General features: G+C 34.2%; 14 protein-coding genes and 2 other annotated features. Of the genes, 1 reads left to right on the forward strand and 13 read right to left on the reverse strand.

The window, feature by feature from the left end; genetic code table 11:
* Positions 1–62: 62 nt before the first annotated feature.
* From ACK1U5_RS09020 to ACK1U5_RS09065, 10 genes are all read right to left on the reverse strand, one after another.
* Positions 63–1421, reverse strand: coding sequence for a sensor histidine kinase (locus tag ACK1U5_RS09020; RefSeq protein ID WP_044585073.1), 1359 nt, complete (start codon positions 1419–1421; stop codon positions 63–65).
* Positions 1418–2107: a response regulator transcription factor gene (locus ACK1U5_RS09025; protein WP_044584365.1), complete on the reverse strand. Its 690-nt coding sequence runs from the start codon at positions 2105–2107 to the stop codon at positions 1418–1420. Before ACK1U5_RS09025 ends, ACK1U5_RS09020 begins: the two co-directional genes overlap by 4 nt.
* Positions 2108–2119: 12 nt before the next feature.
* Positions 2120–3367: a hypothetical protein gene (locus tag ACK1U5_RS09030; protein WP_044584364.1), complete on the reverse strand. Its 1248-nt coding sequence runs from the start codon at positions 3365–3367 to the stop codon at positions 2120–2122.
* Between the two features lie 164 nt (positions 3368–3531).
* Positions 3532–4533 (reverse strand): LCP family protein, encoded by a 1002-nt coding sequence (locus tag ACK1U5_RS09035; protein ID WP_001987131.1) that lies wholly within the window; start codon positions 4531–4533, stop codon positions 3532–3534.
* 320 nt (positions 4534–4853) lie between these two features.
* Positions 4854–7157: a glycoside hydrolase gene (locus ACK1U5_RS09040; RefSeq protein WP_000750825.1), complete on the reverse strand. Its 2304-nt coding sequence runs from the start codon at positions 7155–7157 to the stop codon at positions 4854–4856.
* A gap of 207 nt (positions 7158–7364) precedes the next feature.
* Positions 7365–7574: a DUF6366 family protein gene (locus ACK1U5_RS09045; protein ID WP_001031483.1), complete on the reverse strand. Its 210-nt coding sequence runs from the start codon at positions 7572–7574 to the stop codon at positions 7365–7367.
* 131 nt (positions 7575–7705) lie between these two features.
* Positions 7706–8599 carry a homoserine kinase gene (gene thrB / locus ACK1U5_RS09050; protein ID WP_000612105.1) on the reverse strand — a complete coding sequence of 298 codons (894 nt, stop codon included), beginning with the start codon at positions 8597–8599 and terminating at the stop codon, positions 7706–7708.
* On the reverse strand, positions 8596–9654 hold the full coding sequence (gene thrC / locus ACK1U5_RS09055) for a threonine synthase (protein WP_000276433.1): 1059 nt from the start codon (positions 9652–9654) through the stop codon (positions 8596–8598). The genes thrB and thrC overlap by 4 nt, the downstream gene beginning before the upstream one ends.
* The gene (locus ACK1U5_RS09060; protein ID WP_001066897.1) at positions 9647–10942 is read right to left on the reverse strand and encodes a homoserine dehydrogenase; all 1296 of its coding nucleotides are present in this window, start codon (positions 10940–10942) and stop codon (positions 9647–9649) included. Before ACK1U5_RS09060 ends, thrC begins: the two co-directional genes overlap by 8 nt.
* Positions 10943–11093: 151 nt before the next feature.
* Positions 11094–11325 (reverse strand) — a binding site (T-box leader).
* A 114-nt stretch (positions 11326–11439) separates the two neighbouring features.
* Positions 11440–11671 (reverse strand) — a binding site (T-box leader).
* Between the two features lie 383 nt (positions 11672–12054).
* Positions 12055–12693 (reverse strand): pyridoxamine 5'-phosphate oxidase family protein, encoded by a 639-nt coding sequence (locus ACK1U5_RS09065; RefSeq protein WP_000402130.1) that lies wholly within the window; start codon positions 12691–12693, stop codon positions 12055–12057.
* 81 nt (positions 12694–12774) lie between these two features.
* On the opposite strand from ACK1U5_RS09065, the gene ACK1U5_RS09070 reads away from it, so the two are divergent.
* The gene (locus tag ACK1U5_RS09070) at positions 12775–13383 is read left to right on the forward strand and encodes an NUDIX hydrolase (protein ID WP_000141384.1); all 609 of its coding nucleotides are present in this window, start codon (positions 12775–12777) and stop codon (positions 13381–13383) included.
* 47 nt (positions 13384–13430) lie between these two features.
* Here the strand turns inward: ACK1U5_RS09070 and ACK1U5_RS09075 are convergent, their stop codons facing one another.
* From ACK1U5_RS09075 to ACK1U5_RS09085, 3 genes are all read right to left on the reverse strand, one after another.
* Positions 13431–13769: an SdpI family protein gene (locus ACK1U5_RS09075; protein WP_025966230.1), complete on the reverse strand. Its 339-nt coding sequence runs from the start codon at positions 13767–13769 to the stop codon at positions 13431–13433.
* Between the two features lie 70 nt (positions 13770–13839).
* Positions 13840–14667, reverse strand: coding sequence for a peptidoglycan-N-acetylglucosamine deacetylase (locus ACK1U5_RS09080; RefSeq protein ID WP_000291215.1), 828 nt, complete (start codon positions 14665–14667; stop codon positions 13840–13842).
* A 118-nt stretch (positions 14668–14785) separates the two neighbouring features.
* Positions 14786–15658, reverse strand: coding sequence for an aminoglycoside 6-adenylyltransferase (locus tag ACK1U5_RS09085; RefSeq protein WP_001258503.1), 873 nt, complete (start codon positions 15656–15658; stop codon positions 14786–14788).
* Between the last annotated feature and the right edge of the window lie 178 nt (positions 15659–15836).

Genomic DNA, 15836 nt, shown 5'->3' on the forward strand with positions numbered 1-15836 from the left:
CGCCCAATATAATTATACATCTATTTATTTTTATTTCACCATATAAATAGATTTTATTTGTATTATAATGGGAGTTTTATCAAAATTGTTGTTCCTATTCCTTCTTTGCTTGTAACACTAAACACACCACCATGAAGCTCTACCATTTTTTTAACGATAGCTAAACCAATACCTGCACCTGCAGCATGATTATTAATTTGGTAAAATGATTGCTCAATATATGGTAAATGTTCTTTAGCAATTCCAATCCCTTCGTCTCTTACCTTAATCACTGCTTGTCCTTCTATTTTAGTCGCTTCAATGTGTATTGTACTTTTTTTATGTGAATACTTAATTGCATTTTGAACAATATTCAAGAAAACTTGCTTTAACCTATTTCGATCTCCCATCAATTCAATTCGGTCTATGGTAGTAATAAATTGAATTTCCTTCTCTTCCGATTTAGGAGTTAATTGCCAAATCGTCTCCTCTAGTATATCGTACAACTGCACCTTTTGTTTATATAAATTAAAATGATTTGATTGTAATCTTGAAAAATCTAGCAATTCTTCTACTAAATGAATCAATCTATCTGTCTCACCTGAAATAATGCCCATACCTTGCTTTATTTCTTCTTCTGTTAAATAATCTACTGTTTTTAACGTCTCACTCCAACCTTTAATTCCTGTTAAAGGCGTTCGTATTTCGTGCGAAATAGAAGCAATGAATTCATTTTTCATCTGCTCAGCCTTATCTATTTTATAGGCCATATAATTTAAACTATGTGCCAATTCACCTAATTCTCCAGGATAATCTTCTTTAATTTTTTGCTTTAATGTGCCTTCTGCAATTTGTGAAGAGGCTTGAATAATGGATTCAATTGGCTCAACAAATGAATTTGCCAAACGTCTACTAATTAAGAAGGCGACTCCCGAAATAACAATACCTACAGAAATAGTAAACGTAATAATTTCAATAATCTTTTTATTTACATTTGTTAAAACAGTCGTATATTTTAAAACACCAATAGTTTGTCCTTGATGTATAAGTGGGCTTAGCACCTCTAGTTGTTTTTTATTACCTTTCGTAGTAACTTGATTATACATTTCACCTTCTAATAATGATTGTGGAATATTCACTTTACCTTCTACCTTTTCACCACTTGAAGATTGTATAACCGAGCCGTGACGATCAATTAACTGTAATTCTGTTCCTTCTAATTGAAAGCTACTAATTATGTCACCACTATATTCTTGTAATCGAATAAAGTATAGTGAATTGTATTCTGAAAAAAAACGTGTACTCGTTTTCGCATGAGACTCTATATATTGCACAATACCATTATAATAGTATCGATAAATTGAGACTGAAAATACAACTTCAAATAATACAAGCATAAGTGTAATGACTGTCATAAAATATAAAGTCACTTTCCGTTTCATCTCATACTTTCCTTCCACACATATCCTTTTCCCCACACCGTAAGAATAAATTCAGGTTCTGATGGATTACATTCTATCTTTTGACGTAACCGTCTCATATTTACATCTACTACTTTCGTCTCGCCTACGTAATTGGTTCCCCAAATCATATTTAAAATTTCATCACGCGAAACTGGCTTTGAAGCCTGATTCATTAAATACTGTAATATCATATACTCTGTAGGTGTTAAATCGACTAATTGTCCATCTTTATACAATCTTTCTTCTATAATATTTAACGAAAATGGACCTGACGTAACAATATTCGTTTTTTCTTCATGTACTTCTATTCTTCTTAATAAAGACTGTATACGTGCAGTTAATACTACTGGACTAAACGGTTTTGCAATATAATCATCTGCCCCTATTCCTAGTCCTTGCACCTTATCTTCATCTTGTACACGTGCGGTTAACATAATAATACCTATTTTTTCATTTTCTTTCCTGATAGCCTTACAAACTTCTAAACCATCAATTCCCGGTAACATAACATCCAGCAGTGCTATATCAACAGTTTGTTCACTCAAAATCTGTAACGCTTCTTCTCCAGTAGTAGCTTCTATTACATAAAATCCAGCACGTTTTAAATTTAAAACAATAAAGCTACGGATCGTTAATTCATCTTCTAAAACTAAAATTTTTGACATAATTCCCACCTCCTACTCTTGTTGATAATCCGCTAGCGGTTTTATATATGCTTTCACTTTTTCAAATTCCGATTGCTTCGGTACTGCATATACGTGAGAAGCCGTTTTAATTGCTGCGCTGTAGCCTTTTATATTGAACCATTCTTTCCGCTTAAAAATATGAACTTCAAGCCATATTTTATTTGTTCTTGTATCCAAAAACTTTTGAGAATTTGATTCTTTTTGCTGATCTGGTATTGTAATTTTCCCTATTAACTCTTTAGGAATTTTCACATAATACCCTTTTTCTATATCTATATATCGTTCTTCAATTGGTTTAATTCCAGATTCACTCCACTGTATGTAACGTTCAAAAAGCGGACTATCGCCATGTGATTTATCCTCCCAACCTTTTGGACGTACAGTACGAACAAATTCAATAATGCCGTCTTCATTAACATCTTTACTTTCTACAACATATTCATTAAATAAATCTTCTTTCCCATCTATAGGTAATACTTCATAATGATCCTGATCAAATTTTGCTACATAAGTTATACCTGAATGAGCGCCAACTCCTGCATCAATTACTACCGCCTTTAGTGATTTAGATATACGACCCATTTGTATTCTTTGAATACTATTTATAAATGGATCGTATGACACTTCAGATAAAGTCTTAAATTGTTCCATGAACTCAACTGTCAGCTTCTCATCTTTTTCAAATGTAACAAGGCTTATATCTTTCAGTCCATTTTCATTTAGATCCTCTATGAATAACTTCGTATAACTTCGATTATATATTTCCTTCATCTCTTCATTTTCTTCCGAAAAAACATACATAACATGTTCTAACGATTCACGATTTACAGAGATTCCGATTAACAACTCTCTCTTCCCGTTCCCTGTAAAATCACCGACTTCAACGATATCTACATCTCCTCCATCAAATTTATGTGTGGACTTTATTCTCCAGCCATTTCCGATTTCTTCATATACGGCTAAATATACGCTATGATCTTCATTCGGCAATTTATAAAATAAGATGGCTTCCTTCTTATTATCTTGTTTAAAATTCATTGACCAAATCATCTGTTTATCTTTGTTAGACATTGGAGTAAGTAAGCGATAATTAACAGGTAAATCTTTATCAATTTCTTCCTTTAATTCATTAATCCATTTTTCATTTGTAGGAGCTTCCATTAGACTTGTTGGAGCTTCAGACATTTTACATCCAGTCAATATAAAGATAATTCCCATCATGCTTAACCATTTCTGCATATGATATCTTTCCTTACCACAAATTTTGAATATGTCCTTTTACTTTTTTACCTATCCATTATACTCATACATATGAGTATAATTTTTCTAAACTAAAAAATCGTTACAGAAAAGTTACAAATACATTCCAAAAAAAAAGATTGGCAAAAGCCAATCTTTTTTTATTATTCGTTTCGGACTGATTTTGGCGTTACACCTAAATGATCATTTAATTTTTTGGAAATATCTTTTACATTTTTTTCATTTGGAATGTAATAATAAATACCACCGATACGTTTATCTGTACCTTCTATTTGCATTTTTTCCATTTCCAAATTAGATCCTGCCATATTTTTTGTAATAGCAAGCATATCGTCAAATGTTAAGTTCGTTTTCATGTTTTTATCAACCGCATCTAGTAAAGAGCCCATTTTGCTAATTGATTGAACAGACATCGCTTTTTTAGCAATTGCTTCTATTACAAGTTGCTGTCTCTGTCCACGCATTGCGTCACTATCAATTTTACGCGTTCTTGCAAGTGCAAGAGCTTGTTCTCCATTTAAATGTTGGTAACCTTTTTCTAAATGGATCATACCAGCTTGGTCTTTACTATCTTGTTCAGTGAAAGTAACTGGTACATCAATATCAATACCACCAATTGAATCGACAATTTGTACGAATGATTCAAAGTTAAACTTCACATAATAATCAACAGGTACATTCAAAAATCTTTCCACCGTATCGCGTGTGCTTTCTACGCCACCAAATACGTGAGCATGAGTAATTTTATCTAATTTTTTTCTAGTTGGAATGTAAACACGTGAATCACGTGGAATACTTACTAGCTTAACAGACTTATCATCTTTATTAATTGTTGCTAATAAAAGTGCATCTGTTCGAACTGCTTCGCCATATTGGCTTTTTCTCATTTCACTTCCATCTACACCCATGATTAATATTGAAATATTATCCTTTAAAGGTTCGACTTCTTTATCACGCTTTGATGACTTATCAATTTTTGCATACGCATCATTTACAACAGCTTTTGCTTTATTATATATAAACGAACCATATCCTACTCCTCCAAAAATAAGTAGGAAAAATGGAATTAATATGAACCATTTTATTGACTTTCTTTTAGAACGCTTTTTATTACTTCTCGTATTTTGTTCTAATTCAGAGCTCATACCCATTCGCCTCTCTTTCTCTTTACCAAGTATAATGTAAGTCTATTTATCTTCATATTGAATTTCCTTTCACTAACCTTACAATTTTGTAAGGTTACTACTTAAACCCAATACGTATTCCATTTCACATTATACTCTCGTACTTATTTTTGGCAAGTCACTATTTACCAATTTCAAAAATTTAACACTTCGCAACATATGAATTTACAAATTTATTAACTCTTTCATTTTAAATTAGGATGTCTTTTTCTTAACAAACGATATGAATAAAGAATCCAGCTAATTATAAAATCTCTATGAATACAGTATATTTGACGTTATTATTTCTCAAACGGCGTATACACGCTTTTCTTCCCCTGATTATCAATGTAAGCCGACTTTGCTTTTATTTTTGTTTTTTCTACTTCCATGTCTTCATTTGAGAAGTTCACAATGATTTTAATATCTTTTCCATAAGAAACAGATTGTACTAGCTTATCTTCTGACAAATACGCAAAATTCGTCATCTCTTCTTTTACTGCTTTTTCATGAACTTCATTCCAAACTTTTAGATGCTCTGTAATTTCTTTTTTATGCTTATTCCACTCTACTTCATCTAAATGGTACAACGGAGGAACATTATACAATAATTCAGACAGCATTCGATTTCCAACTTCATCTTTTGCCTTTAAACTTCCCCATTCCCAATGATGTGTTGTAATAACGGAATCATTGTATACTAATTTATATAATGGTACCGAATATACTGGGTTTAAATATACTTGTTTATATTCTTCTTTCAATGGTACTTGTTTTGCATATTTTTCAGGCACATTTTGATTTGGTGACCAATATCCACCGACATAATACGGACTTGTTTTATTTTTCCGCATATCTTCATCGTCCCATTTAATAACAGGTGTTTCAATTCCATGTGCAAATGCAATCGTACTACTAGCAAAATCATTTCCGCCTTCAGAACCAACGACCATACCCTTTTCTTGCGCAATGTAGTCCATTCGTTTTAAACGTGCTTTTAAATCTTGCTCTTGCGTCGTTATATGTTTCGCTGAATAGTCATCGTAAATTTCACCTGTCGCATCACAATCAATAAACCATGAATTATATTTAGGACCATTTTGTAATATATCATTCATGCGTTCCTTTACACTAGGCAGCGATAAAGTCGGGTTTAACTTGCGACCTCTTCCTAAAAAGCCTTGCACCTTTTCTCCGTTTTTCTTCGTTACAGTAGCCTCTTCGTATAATGACGGGTCATTAAAGGATGCTGTGTTCCAATTTTTATCACTTTTTTCGTGAATGGAATGATACGAATCATACGGACCAACTAAATACCCCATTTCCTTAGCTTTTGTTACGAAATTAGGTTGCATAAATCCTTGTTCCCAGTTCGGCAGACCAATCCACGCTTTTTCTATTCCTGCCTCTTTCATTTCCTTTAATATATCCGTTCCATCTGCATTACCCCATTTACTTACCTCTTCAACCGCATCACCAAGTAGCGACTTTAATAAATGCTTATTTAAGCTATACAATTCTGTATTCGTTAAGTGACCTACACCTTTCTTTAATAGCACACTAGCTTCCTGATTAACGTTTTGAAAAATATCCTCTTTATAAAATTCCTTCATCGATAATACTTCGTTTATATAACGTAAAATAACATTTTTTTGATACTTATCAATGAAATCTTGTTTACTTACTTGATCCAATACATTCAGTTCCCCAGGCTCGGAACTATTCTTTTGAATAAGTTCTTTTATATGACTAAACAGCGGGCTATTTATTTGCTCCCTTAGTTTTGGCCAATTTATATTATTTTCTAATAAACCATTTTGATTCCAAAAATAAAAATGCGCCGCTCCATATAACTTTTCGATTTCTTTATTTTTTCTAGCCTTTTCTTGTAATGTTTTAAATTCACCTTTTCGAACAATATCATCCTTATACAGTTTAGCAATGCTTACCGCATCATTATTTGTCACATATAATTGAAATCCATATGTTTTATTTTTATTTATGCTCGGAAATTCATGTGTAAAATCAAATCCTATTTTCGGATCCGAATGAAATTTCAATTCATTATTAAACATATTCGTTGCAATATATACAATTGAATATTTCGAACCATTTAATGCGAAAAACTTCATAGAAAATGATTCAGCAAATGAATATGCATCATCCTTTAAAAACTTCTTCCAATTCTCATCATTGCTCGGAATTTGCTTACCCTCCCATAACGGAAGTGTATAATTTTCAGCTTCTACTTTCGGCCATGTAAAGCTTTCTGCACCAGTCGATTCCACTTCAATGTTTAAGTGGTCTTTTTTCTTTTCTAATTTTATTTTTACTTTTTGATCTGGATATTCCCACGATGTACGATCCTTTTCTTTTTTTACATTCGATACCTTCATTTTCGGTAGGGGTTGTGATGCCTGTTCCTTTGCCCCCTCATGTTCTACAGTTAATGTGAATGTTTCTGGATTTACATCATAAGTAAAATCTTTATACGTCGCTTTCTTTATTTTAGACTCTTGTACAGCATTACTACCTTTTACGTCACAACCGACTAAAGTCGAAAACGACATAGTTGTAAGAAGACATATCGCTATCGTTTTTTTCATCCTCTGCACCTCCACCAATGAATATACAGATGCTTTGTTACAGGAATGTGGCAAAAAAGAATAGAGCTAGCATTTTGCTAGCTCTGTTTGGAGTATTAAAAGTTGATATGAACAACTATAATTCGCTTAGAAGATATGTAATACAGTAACTACATTTTTTCTCAACAATTATGAAACTAAACAAATCAAAATTTTAACAAGCATTCTTCAACTGAAAAAATAAGTGTATACAATGTATCCTAAAAGTAGTACTAAAATGATTATTCCTGTACCTTTCCAATTCATACCGCCTGCTATATCAACTGGACTACCCGTTTCCGCTCTATTGAGTCCGTCACGTAAAGAACCCGTAGGATTACTTTTTAATTCACTTTGTCTCATACGCTCTCTTTTTTCTTCTGGTGACTCTTTATTCATTTAATCACCTCCAAAATGAATGCACTCTTTACTTACATTATTCAAAATCAACATTTGTTTTATATTTTTCCGAAAAAACCTAATTTAAAATAGGTTTGCAACGTAAAGAAAGCTAGCCATGCCAGCTTTCTTTACGATCCAATATGCTCTTCCTTATTTACAATAATACCTTTATGGTCGATTTCAAGCTCACATACTTTCATATCTGTAAATACTCTCGCTAATTGCTCAGCGATTTCTTGACGCTTCTCATATGGCGTTAATATAAAAATAGATGGCCCCGCACCACTAAGTGCTGTGCCGTACGCACCAAATTCTTTTGCGCATTTACGAATAGATGGTAATAATGGTACGAGTTCTAAACGATATGGTTCGTGAAAATGGTCTCTCTCCATCATTTCACCTACAACTTCCCACCGCTTTTGACATAATGCAGCTACTAATACGTTACTTATCGCACTAGCTTTAACTGCCTCATGAAACGGAAACATCTTTGGTAATACAGATCGACTTTCATCTGTATTTAATTCTGCATTCGGAATGAGAGAAATTACACCCAATTCCTTGCTCTCAATTCTTACGACGGAAACATCCTTTCCATCAAGTGCTCCAATTACAGTTCCACCTAATATAGAAGCAGCAACATTATCAGGATGTCCTTCAAAATTTGTAGCAATTTGAACTTTTTGATCAGCAGTTAAGTTCAAATTGCCTAGTTGATTCGCAAGCTCTATCCCAGCTACAATCGCTGATGCACTACTTCCTAGCCCTCTCGTTAATGGGATATTACTAGTAACTTCTATTATATGGGGTGATATAGAAGGACATACTTTACATGCCGTGCTAACGATTAAATTTTTATCGTCTGTCGGAATTGATTCTTCAAAGGAATGGATTACTTGCCATTTATCAGCTTTTTCTTTAACCACCACACCTAAATACAATGACAAAGCTATTCCAACTGAATCAAATCCAGGACCAACATTCGCCGTACTAGCAGGGACACGAACGCTAAATGGTATCACGACATAATCACCCCTTTAATATGATCTTTAATTTGTTCTATATCATTTGACACACTTGCGATGTCTAGTTGATTTGAAGAAATAGCGATATCAGGATCCTTCAAACCATTTCCAGTTAATACCGCAACAACTGTTTCTCCCTTTTTGATTTTCCCAGATTGAACATGTTTAATTACGCCGGCTAATGAAGCATTTGATCCTGGTTCAGCGAAAACTCCTTCAGTTTTTGCTAATAACCTATACGCATGTAAAATTTCTTCATCTGATACCATATCTATTTCACCACGAGACTGCTCGGCAGCCTCTACTGCATACGCCCAACTTGCTGGGTTACCGATGCGAATCGCTGTTGCAATTGTTTCAGGCTCTTCAATTACATGCCCTTTTACAATTGCAGCTGCTCCTTCCGCTTCAAAGCCATGAATTCTTGGCTTTTTATAACCTTTTTCTTTCTCATATTCACAGAAGCCTTTCCAATACGCTGTAATATTCCCTGCATTCCCAACAGGGATAGCTAGAACATCTGGTGCATTTTGCAATTGGTCACAAATTTCAAACGCTGCTGTTTTTTGCCCTTCAATTCGATAAGGATTTACTGAGTTTACTAACGTAATCGGCTCTTCTGCAGCAATATTTCTTACAGCCTTAAGCGCATCATCGAAATTCCCTTCTATTGAAATAATTTCAGCTCCATAAGCGACCGCTTGCGCTAATTTTCCATGTGCAATCTTTCCTTCCGGTATTACGATAATGCATTTCATCCCAAGACGTGCCGCATATGCTGCAGCTGATGCTGATGTATTACCTGTTGATGCACAAATGATTGCTTCTGAACCTTCTTCTTTCGCCTTAGCAACTGCCATGACCATACCACGATCTTTAAAAGAACCTGTCGGATTCGCTCCTTCGTACTTACCATATAGCTGAATCCCTAATTGTTTTGATATATTTAATAATGGAATAAGTGGTGTGTTTCCTTCCATTAAGCTGACATCAGGTGTATTTTCATTCACCGGTAAATAAGACGCATATTGTTTTAATAGTCCTTTATACATATTGTTTTTCCTCCTCAATAATGTAGTAACTGTTTATTTCACTTGCGACAGCTTCTATCGCTTCTAAAACTCGTTCAAATTGATACTTGGAAGTTCGATGTGTCACAACAACGACTTCTGCCAGTTCACGGTTTAAAGGTAATTGAATAACCTCTTTTAAACTTACAGAATAATTAACGAAACATTCTGTTATTTTTTGTAACATCCCAGGCTCATCTTGTAATGAAATGCGTAAGAAATATTTCGAAACTACTTCTTCATCACCTTGTAATTCATAAGGAACTGGTTCTTTTAACGCACTTTTATTTTTCGGAACTTGATTCATATTTTTAACGATTGAAATAATATCACTTACTACAGCAGAACCAGTCGGTAACTTCCCAGCTCCGGGTCCATAAAACATCACTTCTCCTACCGCTTGGCCATGGACATACACCGCATTAAATTCATTATTCACATTTGATAATGGATGCTGGCTCGGTAAAAGCGTCGGTTCTACACTTAAATGAATGGCTGGTCCTTGTTTTTCAGCCTTACCAATTAACTTCATAGTAAATCCTAACTTGTCAGCCATTTGTAAATCTTCTTTTTCGACCTTTCGAATCCCTCTTACTTGCACATCATCTAATGAAACATTCATCGAAAAACCTAAGTTTGCAAGAATTGCTACCTTTCTCGCCGCATCTAGTCCATCTACATCTGCTGTCGGATCCGATTCTGCAAAGCCTAATTTTTGTGCTTCCTGTAAAGCCTCTTCATAAGACCATCCATTTTGACTCATTTTTGTTAACATATAATTTGTTGTACCATTTACAATTCCCATTATTTTTTCAATTTGATCTGATGCTAGCCCATCAGTTAGTCCTCTTAACACTGGAATACCGCCCGCTACACTCGCTTCGTAACATAAATCACAATCATTATCGTTCGCCAGTTGAAGAAGCTCTGCACCATATACAGCCATTAAATCTTTATTTGCTGTTACGACATGTTTTTTATTTCGTAAAGCCTTAACAATATGCTGTTTTGCTTCTTCAATTCCGCCCATTACCTCTACTACAATATCAATATTTGAATCATTTAGAACTTCATCTGCATGACTTGTTACTGCAATCCCGTCAATACAAACATCGCGTTCTTTTTCCAAATCACGTACAACGACTGTTTTCACTTTCACTTCGTATCCTGTATCAAGTGCGATTTTTTTATAATGTTCTTTCAAAATATGAACAACACCACTTCCGACCGTACCTAAACCTAATACCCCAACATTTATAACGTTATTCATCTTCTAATCTCCTCCTAAAAGTTTAATTATTACATCTATAAATCACCTTACTCTGCTTTTTTGTCATGCAGGTGGTGGTTATTTCCGTACTTATAAATCGTTTCATATTACCGCACCTCCTTTCAAAGTAAAAAAACACACCCATCCCTAGGAAAGGGACGAATGTGTTTTCGTGGTTCCACCCTTGTTCCAATCTAGACGTATTTCCTCCTAGATTGCTCAAGTTCAGATAACGGCTGATACCGCCAATAATTACTAGATTACTCGTTCACTATTGAAGTTCAAAGGTGGTAAAATCATTTCTCGTGTTAGGAAGCTCACACCCTTGGCTTCCCTCTCTGTAAACCGTAAAAATGATTTCGTGTCCTTATCGTTACTTTTTCGTTCATGTTTATTTGTTAACTCATTATACTCGCATAAAAAACAAAATCAATACTATTTTTTAATTATTTTAAATTTTCAATCTCTTATACCATAAAAAACACACTCATCCCTAGGAAAGGGACGAATGTGTTTTCGTGGTTCCACCCTTGTTCCAATCTAGACGTATCTCCTTCTAGATTGCTCAAGTTCAGATAACGGCTGATACCGCCAATAATTACTAGATTACTCGTTCACTATTGAAGTTCAAAGGTGGTAAAATCATTTCTCGTGTTAGGAAGCTCACACCCTTGGCTTCCCTCTCTGTAAACCGTAAAAATGATTTCGTGTCCTTATCATTACTTTTTCGTTCATGTCTATTTGTTAACTTATTATAGTTATCAAATTTTTAAAAAGCAAGCCTATTTTTACTAACTATTTTCAAAATAATTTTTTATTATATTTCACAATAGCATTATGCAACTGCCACTCAATTTACCTATTTTGTCATTTCTCCAGTTTATAAATCAACGGTTCATATATAAAGTGAAACTTTAATCAGTGGGGATTTTGTTCATCCCCACTGATTATTAGCCTTCACCAATCGGGCTTTTACGGGCAGTTGATCCCCACCTAACTTCTTTGCTTTCGCTGAATTTTGAGGTAGGGGTGTTACTGCCCGTTAATGCGGGATAAATCCCCATTCTAAAACCCGTACATACTCACCTTACAAAATTATATCAATAAAATTTTTAATACAATCTTTTTGTATAACTTTCTTCTAAAGAACGTGCAACATCTTCTTCTGAAGCATTCACTTTCGCATGCTCTAACAACATTTTTGCTGCTGAAGGTAACTCTTTTTTATGTAACCAAGATTCTGGATCCCATATCTTCGAACGAATAAACGCTTTTGCACAATGAATGTAACACTCTTCTATTTCAACAACAATTCCAAGCAACGGATTACGTCCATTCGCCTGCATTTCTTTCAAAATTTCTTCATCGTTTGTAATATACGCTCGGCCATTTATTCTAAGTGTCTCCCCAAGACCTGGAATAAAAAAGATTAGTCCTACACGTGGATTTGAAATAATATTCAAAATGGAGTCTATACGACGATTTCCTGGCCTTTCTGGAATGATAATTTTATTATTATTGAGTACGTATACAAATCCAGGTGCGTCTCCTCTCGGCGAGGCGTCACACTCCCCCAACTTATTTGCAGTAGATAATACTAGAAAAGGAGATTTAGAAAGGAAATCTACACAATGGTGGTCTAATGATGAAATAACTTTTTTCAATGCTCGCTCACTTGGTTTCCCCAATATTTTCCGTAACTCTTCCTCTGTTGAAATAATCGATTTTATTTCCATACGCTCTATCTCCACTTATAATCGCCCCTTTTTCTTTATTTTCCCAAAATTCAATACGAATATTGTATAATAAAATTTGCAGAAAGGGGAATTAAAATGACAGAGTGGTTAACAATATTTGATTCTGAAAGAAATACACTTGGGAAGAAATTACGCGATGAAGTGCATCGTGACGGTGATTGGCACGAAACATTTCATTGTTGGTTTGTAGAAAAAGATGCTAAAGATATATTCTTATATTTCCAATTACGCTCTAAAAATAAAAAAGAAGCTCCACTTATATGGGATATTACTTCAGCTGGACATATTATGCATGATGAAGATGTACAAATTGGTGGTCTTCGTGAAATCGAAGAAGAATTGGGGCTTTCCTTTCAAACTACTGATTTAGTATACAAAGGAATCTTTAAAATAGATTATGAAATTTCAAATCTTACTGATCGTGAATTTTGTCATATGTATTTTCACAATGTCATCAATCCACTTCCATTCGCACCAGGTGAAGAAGTAGACGATGTGATGAAAGTACATGCAACTTCTTTTCTACAGCTATTAAATGGTGAAATTTCATCTTTTACAGCTACTTCTGTTTTGAGCAATAAACCGATAACGATAACTTTTGATGATATTTATCCATATGATCTTGCATACTATGAATTTGTTGTTGAACAAGGAAAAGACTTACTAGAAAATAATAGTTTATAAATAAAATAGGACTCCTAGCATTATATTGCGTGGAGTCCTATTTTTCATTATTGCTCAAGTGCCTTCAATCTTTTCTCTACTCGTATGAATAAGCGAATGATTAGTACTAGCATAAAGATCATTATAGCTAACGTTGTATGGGAGTATCTAAACAGTATACTAATAACACTTCCAATTAACATCATGATGAATCCATTTTGCTTCATCACTTCTGCACTATACCTGTTACCCGCACCCCATAATTCCTTATTTTTCATAGATCGTTTCGTACGATAACCATATGCCGCATTAATATCGGTCGGTGGATTCTTTTGAAGAATAATTGCCGCAAATATAAAAATAATACTAATCAATATGCTTATTCCTATGTTTACTAGTGCATAAATCAATTATATCCCCCCTAACTTACACTTTCATTATACGACATAAACCTTATTTTCCCAATTCATAACACATTCACTTTCTTTCTTTTGATGTCTGGAACATACTTGGAAGTGTTACAAAACGTGCCCCTTTCGTTTTTAACTGCGGAATGATTTTGTCTAGTGCATCTACAGATCCTTGTAAATGCCCACCTGGTGTTGAATGTTGGAGGATGACACTTCCAGGAAATGAATTCCCTAACACATTATTTGTAATCGTATCAGCACTCACACCTTTCCAATCAACCGTATCAACACTCCACTGTACAATCATAAAATTTTGCTCCGTGGCCCATTTTAATTGATTTTCAAGTATTTCACCGTATGGTGGACGTATAAACTTCGGTGCATAACCAGCTAAACGATTTAATATTTCTTCCGTTTTTATAATTTGATTACGGTACTCATCCTCATTTACTTTCGCTAAGTTCGGATGACTATACGTATGATTACCAATTACATGCCCTTCATTCGCAATACGCTTTACTACGTTCGGAAATTTTTCTGCGTTTTCACCAAGTAAGAAGAAAGTCGCTTTTACATTATGTTGTTTTAACTTATCTAAAATTTTTGGCGTAAATTCTAAATCTGGTCCATCATCAAATGTAAGAGCTACTTCCGCTTTATTGTACGGTCCGGAAAATGCGTACGCATATTTTTCGACCCATGAAAATGGTGTCCACGATCCACGATCATCTGCTTTCATTTGTACTTCATAGTTTTGAGGGGTATATACGTATGGCAATGAACTTATATAGTCTCCATAATAAAATGAGTCATATGGCATATAGGCGTATGAAACATCTCGTTCTAGTCCCCAATGATATGGGGCAAACATTTGTGGCGAATAAAAATAATACATAATAAAAACCTCCCTAAAGTTTCATATGTGATTCATCTGCACTTTGTTAGAGAAATTGTTATTCATAAACAAAAAATAAGACTGTCCTTAATTAGGACAGTCTTGCTGCTTTATATTATTAATAAATCGATGTACTATCTTTCGGCAAAGCTTTCACATGTTTTAAATAGTTCGTCACTTTATCATCATCATCTTGCGGATATTGATATTCATACGTGTTAGCAATTTCGTTCGCCACTTCCCTAAATAAATCACCCATGACAAAGAATGAATCCCATATGTTTTCATATTCTGCATTAGAAAATGTTCTTTTAAATTGCTCCCACATATCTTCTTCAATATATTGCTCAAAATGCTTTCCAAACTTCCCTGTATTAACTGTAAAGTCTGTTTTCATACCAATATACCATTCTAGCATTACGATGAACATATCTCGCACTGGTCCTTCAAGCATTCCTTTTGCATAAGAAAGCTCCTCTCTCCATAACCCTTTTGCGATATTCGTACTACACCACCAAAATTCATTACAGCAATCTAAAAACTCTTTTTCTGTAGGCTTTTTTACTAAGTAATCTTTATCGCTTGCTGGCGGGAATTCTTCCAGACAATTATCTTTATCAAGAAGCAGTTTACTTAAACTATCTTGTCCAACGAACTTTTTTATTAACTCAACTGGAACTAGCGTTAAATCAATCCGATTCCCATCCATGAACTGCATTAAATATGGAAACTTCCCATCTTCATCTGGTGGAACTAACGACATTTCTTCTGGCATTTGTACAATCATTATTTCTCCAAATCTATGAATCCAATTATGATTAGACGTAAAAGATTGTATATCATTTACAACATACATAATATCATAGTCTTGAAAACAATCTCTTTTCACATTTGGATTTACACGCGATCCATTCATGATGACAGCTCGAATTCTTTCATCCTCTATTGCTGTATTTATAATTAAATCTAACATTTCTTTTTCAGTTCTCATCTACTTATAGCCTCCAATTTTTTAATATACAATAATGCTATGTATACTGGAGGTCCACGAGCTAATCTCGTTATACACGATACATGTTATAATTTTTGAAACTTCTTTCTCATCCTTTTCCCTCCTTACATCACTCTTTTACAACTGCCATTCCTTTCAATTTACCAATGCTTTCTAC

It is taken from the genome of Bacillus sp. XB1, from assembly GCF_053557995.1.

What these genes read in the sequence shown, in the direction of transcription:
- ACK1U5_RS09080 (WP_000291215.1), bottom strand. Translation starts at nt 14,667, where the DNA reads ATGTATTATTTTTATTCGCCACAAATGTTTGCCCCATATCATTGGGGA.
- ACK1U5_RS09025 (WP_044584365.1), bottom strand. Translation starts at nt 2,107, where the DNA reads ATGTCAAAAATTTTAGTTTTAGAAGATGAATTAACGATCCGTAGCTTT.
- ACK1U5_RS09070 (WP_000141384.1), top strand. Translation starts at nt 12,775, where the DNA reads ATGACAGAGTGGTTAACAATATTTGATTCTGAAAGAAATACACTTGGG.
- ACK1U5_RS09060 (WP_001066897.1), bottom strand. Translation starts at nt 10,942, where the DNA reads ATGAATAACGTTATAAATGTTGGGGTATTAGGTTTAGGTACGGTCGGA.
- ACK1U5_RS09040 (WP_000750825.1), bottom strand. Translation starts at nt 7,157, where the DNA reads ATGAAAAAAACGATAGCGATATGTCTTCTTACAACTATGTCGTTTTCG.
- ACK1U5_RS09030 (WP_044584364.1), bottom strand. Translation starts at nt 3,367, where the DNA reads ATGCAGAAATGGTTAAGCATGATGGGAATTATCTTTATATTGACTGGA.
- ACK1U5_RS09045 (WP_001031483.1), bottom strand. Translation starts at nt 7,574, where the DNA reads ATGAATAAAGAGTCACCAGAAGAAAAAAGAGAGCGTATGAGACAAAGT.
- ACK1U5_RS09085 (WP_001258503.1), bottom strand. Translation starts at nt 15,658, where the DNA reads ATGAGAACTGAAAAAGAAATGTTAGATTTAATTATAAATACAGCAATA.
- thrC (WP_000276433.1), bottom strand. Translation starts at nt 9,654, where the DNA reads ATGTATAAAGGACTATTAAAACAATATGCGTCTTATTTACCGGTGAAT.
- ACK1U5_RS09020 (WP_044585073.1), bottom strand. Translation starts at nt 1,421, where the DNA reads ATGAAACGGAAAGTGACTTTATATTTTATGACAGTCATTACACTTATG.
- ACK1U5_RS09035 (WP_001987131.1), bottom strand. Translation starts at nt 4,533, where the DNA reads ATGAGCTCTGAATTAGAACAAAATACGAGAAGTAATAAAAAGCGTTCT.